The organism is uncultured Campylobacter sp. (assembly GCF_937997465.1).
Lineage (GTDB): Bacteria > Campylobacterota > Campylobacteria > Campylobacterales > Campylobacteraceae > Campylobacter_A.
In genome coordinates this window covers 1-8686 of the sequence record NZ_CALKTQ010000327.1, presented here as the reverse complement: position 1 = coordinate 8686, position 8686 = coordinate 1, and the positions used below count along the sequence as shown (strand labels likewise).

Sequence of the window (8686 nt, the reverse complement as noted above, 5' to 3'; positions counted from 1 at the left end):
CTCAACCAAAGATATTTTCGGAGCGAACAATTTGGTAAATTTATTCTTCGTCTTTTGGTATATACGTACTTCGGTTAAACAGATAGCATGCCGCAAAGATAACCAGACAAGCCGATAATACGTTTGAGCCGCTCAAAAGCAAGCTCATCGTCTTTTCGTCATTTCTAGCGATCAGAGCTGCTATTATGAGCACAAGCGGATACAAGATCAAAGCAATGCTAGCTAAATTTTCAACCGTAAAAATCATCAAGCAAAGTCGCTGATTTTTTATGAAAAATTTGCTGTATTTTTTCGTAGGGTAGCTTTTTAGGTAAATTTTCGTGAAAAAATACGGCAAAATCAGTATCGCAGCAAGAGAAACGAGCCCGTATAGAACATTGCCTAAAAAATATGCAAAATAAGAGATCATAAGCCCAAACCCGATAAATGCCATACTAGCGCGCCTGATAAGCCTATGCACGTCGTAACGGTTTTTTTGGTCCCAAGGTATTTGATCAAATTCCGCGTCCAGGTCGTTTAGCTCGCCGAGTCTTTCCTCTACTGATTTTGCGCTTTGAGCTAGACCGGACTCCCTGCGAAGATCTGCACCCTCGGGTGCGGGCTCATATGAGCTTTTATTGCGAGAGTAGCATATCGCAAAAACAAGCAAGCAAATCGGAGCTACGACAAAGCCGTACAAAAATCCATAAGCCGCATATCCGCCGCCGCTATCCTTCACAAAAAACGACCCGATAATAAGCAAAATCGGATATAAAATCAAGACTATGCTGGCAAAATTTTCTATCCTAAAAGCCAGGAAGCTATCCCGCTGATCCCTCACAAAAAGATAGCTGTATCGCTTGGTTTTATCTCGTTTTAAAACATAAATCGTCCAGAAAATAGGCGCAACTATCTTCACGGCGCCCCGAATATAGCTAAAAATTTCAGGCGGCAATTCTATGCCGTTGTTTACAAAAAATGATTTCAAATACGGCACCAACATCGCAAAAAGATAAAAAAAGACAAACGTCGACGACCAGTACGTCATAGTCGCCCGCCTGATAAACCTATGCCTATCATACCGCCTTTTTGCATCCTCAGAGATTGCGGCAAATTTCTCGTCCAGCTCTCTCATCTCGGCTTGAAATTTTGCGTTCACGGCCAGCTCCTTTTACAAGTGCTTATTTTAGAAATTATATCAAATTTGACGTAGTAAGGCGCCAAAATTTGGGGATTAAATTTGATAGCAAAAACGTAGCTACGTTTTGAAAATTTTACGTTTTGCCGCCGCTTGGCAAATTTAATCAAGCAACAACAAAGAAAAAGAACTTAAATTTGACTCGTTTGTCGTAAAAAGATATGCGAATAAAAATATAGCGCCACGTCCTGCACGAGCCAAGCCCTAGCGCAATGGTTAAAAGCGCGCCGCCTAGTTGCGGCGATCAAACCCAAATTTAACCTGAGCTTCCCGGCTAAATTTGAGCGAGTTTAAAAGCAAAAGGATAAATTACTCCACGAGCTTCATCTGCTCGGCGCAGATAGCCTTCCACGAGCTTTGCAGATTTGAGCCGACGCACTCTTGCAGATACGGCTTTGCTTCGCTTTCGCGTTTTAGCTTGATGTAGATTTCCGAGATCTGAGCTAGCGCGCGCAGCCTGTTTTCGGGATCTAGGCGCGTATCTACGAGCTCTCGCGCAGCGTCCAGAGCCTCGCCTAGTCTATCCAGCTTGCTTAGCGAGCCGATGTACTCAAAGTCGATTTTCGGGCTAAATGTGGCGATATGCAGGCGTTTTTGTAGGTCGATCGCCTTTTTGGCGTAAACCGACGCGTTTAAAAAGTCGTTCGCGCCGTACGTCGCCTCAGCCATGCGGTCGTAGAGCTCGATGACCTTAAAGTCGTTTTTGCGTAGCGTCTCGACGGCCGTTATCGTTGCAGCAGCATCAGTGAGCCTGCCCAGTCCCATCAGCGCCTCAAATCTATAAAAAAGCACGGGCGAAACGTCGGCGTACTCCTGCCTGGACGCGACAGCCAGGGCTTCGTCGGCCACGCGCAAGGCGTCGTTATACTTCTGCGTCTTTATCAAAACGGAGGCTAGCTTGATGAGCCACTCCACGCGGTCGAGCATGTCTGGCGCAAGGATATTTTGCGAGGCGAGCTCGTGCGCGGCAGCGAAGCGAGAGAGGCGCATATAGCAGTCAAATAGTTTAAATTTAGCCCCGATTTTCTCGCCTACGCCGTAGTTTTCGGTCAAATTTACAGCCGTAGCGCAGTCGTTTTGACGGATGGCTTCATCTGCTAAATTTAGCGCAGCCTGAGCTAAAACGGCGCTTGCGTCCGTATCGTTTAGATCGCGCACGGCCTGGGTATAGCGCAGGACGGAGTCAAATTTGCGCTCTTTTAGATAGAGCGCGACCTGCTCTTTTAGCGCCTTGGCGCCGACGTCCGTTTTTCCGTATTTATCTATGAGCGCGTCGTAGTGCTCGTGTAGTTTAGTCGCGTTGCTCTCGTCGTTTCTGGCGAAAAATAGCTTATCTAGCGCATTTTGCACGGCGGCGGCGTACTGCCCGTCCGCAAACTCGTTTTGGTATCTTTTTAGGTATTCGTATGCTTTTTGCGTATCGGGCGTGCCCGTTAGCGCGATGCCTAGATTTTTCAGCACGGTTTCGTACTCGTCGTCGTTTTTATTTAGACGAGCGAGTAAAATTTCATAAATTCTCGCGGCGATATCGTCCATATTTTTCTCGTGAAATACCCCAGCCAGCGTCGTTAGCTTGGACGCGTCGTTTAGCAGGTACTCTTGATTTTTGTTTAAAATTTTGAGCATAAAGTCCTTGGCGCGGTCAAATTTGGCCTTGTCGATGCTGCCCTGCACGAGGCTCAGAGCCGCGCGGCTAGCGACGTCTAGCGTCTGCGCCGAGTATAGCACGTCCTCGTACATCTTTACCGCCTCATCCTGCCTGCCCGTGACGTAGAGCCTGTCGGCAAACTCAAGGACGGCTAGCTTGGTAAAATTTGAGTTTGGATGCTCGTTCATGAGGATATCTAGCGTGTAGTTCGCGTCGCTAACGAGCTCCTGCCTGAGGTAGGCTTTGGTCACGAGATAGAGCACCTCAGGGTAGTTTTCGTCCGACACGAACCGCCTCATCCACGCGCGCCCCTCGCTAGCAACGTCTGCTGCGCCAAGACCTTCGAAGCTATTTTGTGAGTCTAAAATTTTATCCAAAGCACGCAGTCTGTATAGCAAAAACTCGCTGGCAAAGATACTATTTGGATAGCGGCGTAGCGCCGTTTGCGTCGTGCTTATCGTGTCGTCGTAGCGCTTGGCGTCGTAACTTTTTTTCACATCCAGGTACATATTTATGTCGTTACTATCGCCGCTTTCTATCGGGGCTTTGTTTAGATCGAGCGGTCCGACGCTAGGCGCAGTCATCTGCTCAAATATCGGGGCGAAATTTATCCCCGCGTTTGTTTGTTTTTTCAATTCGCTTAAATTTTGATCTATCACGATGGCGTGACGTTTGGCTGCGCCGCCGTTTTTACTAAACGGCACGGAGGATGCGCCGTAGAGAGGCTCGCTAGATGAGATCAGGCAGGAGTTCGCACGCGGTACGACATAGACGCGCATGCCGCTCTTTTCCTCGCGAAATCTCACTTCAGCCAGGGCTAAAATTTTATCGTCGACCTTCGGCAGTGCGCCGCTAGCGATGTCGCAAAAATAAAGCTTGCGGTCGTAGGCAAGGATCTCCTCTTTGCAGACGAATTCCTTCTCGTCGCTGATGTTTATCACTGTGTAGGGCCTGCTGTCCTCTGCGCCCGAATTTACGCTCAGGCTAAAAGAAAACGCCAAAATCGGTAAAAAAAGCAAAAAATATTTTCTCATGCGACCATTATACCCTTTTTCGTTTAAAAAGCGCTATAAAAGCGAATATTACGCGCTTTTGAGGCGATTTTTTTACTAAATCTCGCGCATTAGGATAAAATTTTATTTAGCCTAAATTTAACTTTGGCATACCGATAGAATTTTGATTTTAAAGAGCGCGGTTGGCGGGCTAATTTTTTTAGTTCGGCAGCCAAATTTTACCCGCCCCTCCATCCAAAAACCATGCTCTATGAGTCAAATTTGACGTTATAACGCCGAGTTTTGAGATTAAATTTAGTGTAGCGCGCCTCGGCGGATAAATCCATCCGCCAAATTGCTAGCTACTGCGCCGTTTTTACGATTTTAACCAGCTTAAAGGCGTATCCGCTAAATTTCGCCCTACAAAGCGCGACCGTGCCCTTCATCTGCGGCTCTAGCTTAAATTTGGCCACAACGTCGGCGCCATTAGCCTTCACGCTCACTATATCGCCGTCTTTTACCTTCGCAGCCGCGGCAAACGACGCCGAGCCGATTAGCTCTTTTACCTCGCCATGTAAATTTGACCCGTCCGTCTCATCCATAAAAAACACGACGCTACCGTCAAAGCTCTCGGGCTCTTTTAGCGGCATTAGCTCGCCGTCCGTTTTAAACTCGCCCTGCTCGCCATCGGCCAAAACGACGTTTTTACCGAGCATTTGCAAAAACTCGAATATATTTTTCGCGTCAGCATGGGCCAAAAAGGAGCTATCGATCACGATATTTTCGCATCCGTTTAAAAACTCCGCGATCTGCTCAAACTCCTCCTCGCCGACGTTGCACTCGCCGCTTAGATATCCTTCGTCAAGCCCCTCAAAATATTCGTGCGTTTGCTTGTCAAATTTAGCCGCGTCAAACGAGTATTTACAAAGCAAAGCTAGCACATAGCTAGCCGAGCCGATCTCGCAGCGAACGAGGTTTTCGGCGCCTAAAATTTTATCCTCAAAGCAAGAAATATATAAAAACTCATTTTGCTTTATCAGCTCTGCTAGCTGCGGGTTTTGCTCGCAAAGCAGGCTTGCCAGGCTCAAAGTTTTTGCATTTTTAAATTCGCCAAATTTCATCGTTTATCCTTTAAATTTAGCTTGGATTTTATAAAAATTTGTTTTAAGAGGGGGTAAATTTGCGCCGATTAGACGCAAATTTGATTATTTTTCTAGGCCGAATTTGACGGCTGCTTTAGCAAGCTCAAGAGTGGCATCTACGAATTTATCTTTTTTCGTCGCATACGGCAAAAACAGCGGTATCTCCGTGCAAGCCGCGATATATGCGTCGGCCTCGATAGCCGCGATCGTGTCGTTAAAGAGCTCAACGTACTCTTTTAGCTTGTTTGCTTTTGCGCCCTTGTAAATGCAGTCCATGATGTTTGTCATCAAATTTTCCGGGATTTTTACGCACTCTAGACCTGCGGCGATCAGCTCGTTTTCGTAAATTTTAGCCGCGGTCGTGCCGGTAGTGGCGATGACGGCGATCTTTTTAGCGTGCGGGAAATTCGACTTTATCGACGCGGTCGCGATTTTAGCGATGTGCAGGATATTTACGCCGCACTCGTCGGTTAGACGTTTGGCAAAAAAGTGAGCCGTGTTGCAAGCTATGCAGATAGCCTCACAGCCAGCATTTTTGAGCCTATTTGCGGACTCTTTCATAAAAGGAAACGGATCCTCGCCTCCGTGCAGGATATACGCCGTGCGGTCGGGGATCTGCGGGTGGTTATCGATGACGATGGGGATATTATCCTGGTCTTTTGCGGCGTTTGTGAGTTCTACGATCTTGGCGTACAGATCTATCGTAGCTAGCGGTCCCATGCCGCCCAAAATTCCGATTCGTTTCATGAAAAAGTCCTTAAATTTAAAAAAGCCGAGAGCGAAGTCTCGGCTAAATTTGGCTCAAAATTCTTAGAGAAGAACAGGAGCGATGAGGAATGCTAGCGCAACCGAAAGAGCAACCATGATGGTGCCAGGTACGAAGAATGAGTGGTTAAATACAAATTTACCGACTCTTGTCGTACCGGTATCGTCCATAGCGATAGCGCCCAAAGTCGTAGGATACGTAGGAAGTACGAATAGTCCAGAAACAGCGGCAAACGAAGCGACTAGGATCCAAATTTGACCTGAGTTTTCAGGTGTAGTCATACCTAGCGCAGCAGCGACCGCAGGCATCATAACGCGAGTGGTTGCGGCTTGAGAATATAGCAAGCAGCTTAGGAAATACAGCGCGACGGCTAATATAAACGGATACTGCGTAACGACGTTTTTAGCTACCTCTTTGATGCTATCGATGTGGCCGTTAACGAAAGTAGTGCCTAGCCATGCGATACCGATGACGCAGATGCACGCATTCATACCGCTTTGGAAGGTGCTAGTCGAAAGCAATTTGCTAGTGTCGACCTTACAAAGCGTAGCGATAAGGAAGCCGATAGTAAGCATAAAGCTGATGATAGCAGCGTCTCTAGAAAGGATAGGTTTTTCCACAATGCCAAGGCTCTTTGAAATAACGAGCGCATAGCAAACGACGACTAAAACGCCGATAGCAAATATCGCAACCGATCTTTTTGCATAAGGTTTTAGAGCTTGATACTCTACCTCTTTTATCTCAGAAACAGCGCCTCTAGCAAGTCTGTCTTGATAGATAGGGTCTTTTGAGAGGTCAAGATCGTAAAATTTATTTACGATGAAGGCTGTAACGATCATAGCTACAAAAGTAGTAGATATGCAGATGAAAAGCAGCATCGGATAGCTAACGCCAAGAGGCTCGCAAACACCCGTCATAGCAACAAAAGCCGCAGATATAGGGCTAGCGGTGATCGCTACTTGAGATGAAACGACCGAAAGCGCAAGAGGCGCGCTAGGTTTGATGTTTTGCGTTTTAGCAACCTCTACGATAACCGGAATCATAGAAAACGCAGTGTGACCGGTGCCCGCTAGTATCGTAAGTAGATACGTAACGATAGGCGCTAGATAGTTGATTTGTTTTGGATTCTTGCGCAAAATTTTAGATGCGACCTGAACCAAATAATCAAGTCCGCCCGCGACTTGCATCGCAGTGATGGCTGAAATAACGGACGCGATGATTAAAATAACGTCCATCGGGATATCTTTCATATCCACTTTCATACCGAGCATCGCCAAAATAACGACACCAAGACCACCGGCGTAACCTACGCCCATTCCGCCTAGCCTAACGCCTAGGTAGATACCTCCGAGTAGGACTATAATCTGTAAAATCAGCATTATATCCATAGGAAAACTCCTTGTATTAGATTTTGTTTTTCACTTACTAAATTTAAAAGGCACCGAATTCTACCTCGGCGCTTTAAGACTTTTGCTCAATTATTTACCCATGTGAGGGTTTAACATATTTTTAGGTTCTAGGATCTTGTCTATCTCCTCTTTTTTCAAATATCCGCGCTCTAAGCAGATATCGCCTACGGCTTTGCCTGTTTGCAGCGCTTCTTTAGCGATGCTTGCAGATTTTTCGTAGCCGATGTACGGGTTAAACGCAGTTACGATACCGACTGAGCCGAGCACTGATTTTAAGCATGCTTCAGGGTTTGCAGTTAGCTTTCTGATAGCTTTTTCAGCTAGAGTTTTCATCGCGTTTTCAAGGATAAAGATAGAGTTAAATAGCGCATAAGCGATGCCAGGCTCAAACGCATTTAGTTCAAATTCGCCTCTCTCACTGCAAAGCATGATAGTTACGTCGTTACCCATTACCTCGTAGCACGCCTCGCCTACGACCTCTGCGATGACCGGGTTTACTTTACCAGGCATGATGGAGCTACCAGGCTGCATCTGAGGTAAATTTATCTCGCCAAGACCGCATCTTGGGCCTGAGTTCATTAGTCTTAAGTCGTTTGCGATCTTGCTTAGGCGAACGGCAGCTGTTTTTAGCGCGCCGCTAACGTGAACGAAATCTGCAGTGTCTTGAGTAGCTGCGATGAAGTCATCGGCAGGTTTGAAATTTACACCGGTGATTTGGCTCAAAATTTTATGAATAGCCGCTTTATAATCAGGATGGCAGTTGATGCCCGTTCCGATCGCAGTTGCACCCATATTTAGCACAGCCATAGTCTCTCTTGCTGCGGTGATTTTTTCGATATCGCTTTTGATGTAGCTTGCAAATGCGTTAAATGTGTTGCCAAGAGTGGTAGGCACGGCATCCTCTAGCTCGGTTCTACCCATTTTGATGATGTCTTTAAAATCTTTTGCTTTAGCCTCTAGCTCGCTTTTTAGTAGCTCCATAGCCTTTAGAAGGTCGGTTAATTTCGCATAAGCAGCGACTTTAATCGAGCTTGGATAAGAGTCGTTGGTGCTTTGACCGAGGTTTGTGTGGTCGTTTGGATGTAGGTACTGATACTCGCCTTTTTTGTGTCCTAGGCTCTCAAGCGCGATATTTGTGATGACTTCGTTTGAGTTCATATTGGTGCTAGTGCCCGCACCGCCTTGAATCATGTCTACTACGAATTGATCTAAATATTTACCCGCAATTATCTCGTCGCACGCTTTTGCGATTGCGTCGGCTTTTTGCGCGTCTAGAACGCCAACTTCTTTGTTTGCCAGAGCTGCGGCTTTTTTGATTTGGGCAAATGCTTTTACAAAATACGGATAGTCTTTGAGCTGTCGTCCGCTCATGTGGAAATTCTCAAGCGCCCTAAATGTTTGTACGCCGTAATATACGTTATCAGCTATCTCTAGCTCACCTATGAAGTCGTGTTCTCTTCTGGTTCCCATAATGGTACTCCTTGTGATGAAATTGAATAGTGAAACTATAGCGCAATTAAACTGATATTTAAATTAAAAGTTTAATTTTCTA

At 46.2% G+C, this 8686-nt stretch carries 6 protein-coding genes; all 6 read right to left on the bottom strand.

The features are described 5' to 3' along the window. Positions 1-40 precede the first annotated feature (40 nt). The 6 genes from Q0546_RS11175 to Q0546_RS11150 all read right to left on the bottom strand — a co-directional run bounded on the left by Q0546_RS11175 (position 41) and on the right by Q0546_RS11150 (position 8604). Positions 41-1138: a hypothetical protein gene (locus Q0546_RS11175; protein WP_298793068.1), complete on the bottom strand. Its 1098-nt coding sequence runs from the start codon at positions 1136-1138 to the stop codon at positions 41-43. A gap of 348 nt (positions 1139-1486) precedes the next feature. Next, on the bottom strand, positions 1487-3859 hold the full coding sequence (locus Q0546_RS11170; RefSeq protein ID WP_298793066.1) for a hypothetical protein: 2373 nt from the start codon (positions 3857-3859) through the stop codon (positions 1487-1489). Between the two features lie 320 nt (positions 3860-4179). Next, positions 4180-4938 carry a hypothetical protein gene (locus Q0546_RS11165; RefSeq protein WP_298793064.1) on the bottom strand — a complete coding sequence of 253 codons (759 nt, stop codon included), beginning with the start codon at positions 4936-4938 and terminating at the stop codon, positions 4180-4182. Between the two features lie 84 nt (positions 4939-5022). Next, positions 5023-5706, bottom strand: coding sequence for an amino acid racemase (locus tag Q0546_RS11160; RefSeq protein ID WP_298793062.1), 684 nt, complete (start codon positions 5704-5706; stop codon positions 5023-5025). 63 nt (positions 5707-5769) lie between these two features. Continuing rightward, entirely contained in the window at positions 5770-7113 is a 1344-nt protein-coding gene (locus Q0546_RS11155) for an anaerobic C4-dicarboxylate transporter (protein ID WP_298793060.1), read from the bottom strand. A gap of 90 nt (positions 7114-7203) precedes the next feature. Beyond that, entirely contained in the window at positions 7204-8604 is a 1401-nt protein-coding gene (locus tag Q0546_RS11150; RefSeq protein ID WP_298793058.1) for an aspartate ammonia-lyase, read from the bottom strand. Positions 8605-8686: the final 82 nt, after the last annotated feature.

Excerpts from the sequence above, each read along its gene's own strand:
- Q0546_RS11160 (WP_298793062.1), bottom strand. The coding sequence starts at position 5,706 with ATGAAACGAATCGGAATTTTGGGCGGCATGGGACCGCTAGCTACGATA.
- Q0546_RS11150 (WP_298793058.1), bottom strand. The coding sequence starts at position 8,604 with ATGGGAACCAGAAGAGAACACGACTTCATAGGTGAGCTAGAGATAGCT.
- Q0546_RS11155 (WP_298793060.1), bottom strand. The coding sequence starts at position 7,113 with ATGGATATAATGCTGATTTTACAGATTATAGTCCTACTCGGAGGTATC.
- Q0546_RS11165 (WP_298793064.1), bottom strand. The coding sequence starts at position 4,938 with ATGAAATTTGGCGAATTTAAAAATGCAAAAACTTTGAGCCTGGCAAGC.
- Q0546_RS11170 (WP_298793066.1), bottom strand. The coding sequence starts at position 3,859 with ATGAGAAAATATTTTTTGCTTTTTTTACCGATTTTGGCGTTTTCTTTT.